Origin of the sequence: Pseudomonas sp. SWRI81 (assembly GCF_014268545.1) — a bacterium.
Taxonomy (GTDB): domain Bacteria; phylum Pseudomonadota; class Gammaproteobacteria; order Pseudomonadales; family Pseudomonadaceae; genus Aquipseudomonas; species Aquipseudomonas hamedanensis.
In genome coordinates, this window is sequence record NZ_JABWQS010000094.1 from 1 (window position 1) to 1,397 (window position 1,397).

Consider the following 1,397-nt stretch of genomic DNA (forward strand, 5'->3'; position numbering starts at 1 on the left):
GCGTCCCCTAGGGGACTCGAACCCCTGTTACCGCCGTGAAAGGGCGGTGTCCTAGGCCACTAGACGAAGGGGACACACTACAACATTCACTCCCTGCCGCGTTTCGCTGTGTGCTTTACGCTGCAAGTGGCGCGCATTCTATGGATGGATTGAGAGGTCGTCAACCCCCTGATATAAATTTATTTAAATCAATGACTTCGACCTGCTTTCCGGGCCGCGTAAGGCTTTTCCGTCGTCTGAATCCTGACGCCTATATTCCGCCACACGCCAAGGCGTTATAGTCCACCGCACAGTGATGGCAATCTGCACATCAAGCGCCAGCATTCATATAAGCAGGACGCGGCCGATACAGATTGCAGCAGCTGCTCCGACTCGTCGAGCGGCGCTAGGCGCCCCATTGCCCAGCCACTACACTCGCATGCGAACCCTATAAAGAGGTCTTACCGGTGACACCACTCATGATCACCCTGCTAGTTGTAGCCGGGATCGCAATTCTGATCGCCATTGGCTACATGAACCATGTGGTGGAAAACAACAAACTGGAGAAGGCCCGCACCAAAGTCGAACTCAACGACCGCCTGCGCCGTTGCGGCGAACTGACCGAGACATTCCCCGGCCAATTCATGACCCCGGCGCTCAAGCTGCTGCTGACCCGACTGGAACTGAACGTCTGCCAGCGCCTGCTGAATCTGGAGAAAACCAGTGCGACCACCAAGGCACGCATCAGCGAACTGAGCGCACTGGTCGCCCAGGGCGAATCGATACCGGTCAACAATCCACCAGCACCGATCATGACCGAAGCCAAAGCCAAAGACGTGCGCTTCCTGCTCGAAGCCCTCCACGGCCAAATCACCCGCGCCGCCCACGACGGCTTCCTGCCCCCGAACGAAGCCAAGCACTGGGTCCGTGAAGTCCGGCATATTCTGGTGCTGCTGCACATCGAATTCTTCAACAACCTCGGCCAGCAATCCCTGCAACAAAACCAGCCCGGCCAGGCCCGCCTCGCCTTCGAACGCGGCGTGCAATACCTGCGCAAACAACAGGATCCGCAGATCTACGCCGAACAACTGCAATACCTGGAAAAACTGCTGGCCCGCGCCAATGCCCAGGTCATGGACAAAATTGCGCCGGTTGAAGGCGAAGAGAATCAACTGACTGCCGGTCTGAAAGATGTCGAAGCGGATGCGGACTGGAAGAAGAAAGTGATTTACGACTAAGCCTGCAAGCTGCCAGAGAAGCCACCGCGGGGTGGCTTTTTTGTGCGCGACGGAATTGACGCAGCAGTAATCCGAAGCCGCCTTCGCGAGCGGGCTCGCTCCCACAGTTTGGGGCGGTGTACATCTGCAAGAAACAGGTCGGCTGTCAGGCCGCCTTCGCTGGCAAGCCAGCTCCCACAG

General features: G+C 57.8%; 1 protein-coding gene and 1 tRNA gene. One reads left to right on the forward strand and one right to left on the reverse strand.

The annotated features are described in order from the left end of the window. Position 1 precedes the first annotated feature (1 nt). Positions 2-74: transfer RNA gene (locus tag HU765_RS26570), tRNA-Glu, on the reverse strand. A 384-nt stretch (positions 75-458) separates the two neighbouring features. Here HU765_RS26570 and HU765_RS26575 point away from each other — a divergent pair. Then, complete coding sequence (locus HU765_RS26575; protein ID WP_186552579.1) at positions 459-1,217, forward strand: hypothetical protein; 759 nt, start codon at positions 459-461, stop codon at positions 1,215-1,217. The last annotated feature ends 180 nt before the right edge of the window (positions 1,218-1,397 follow it).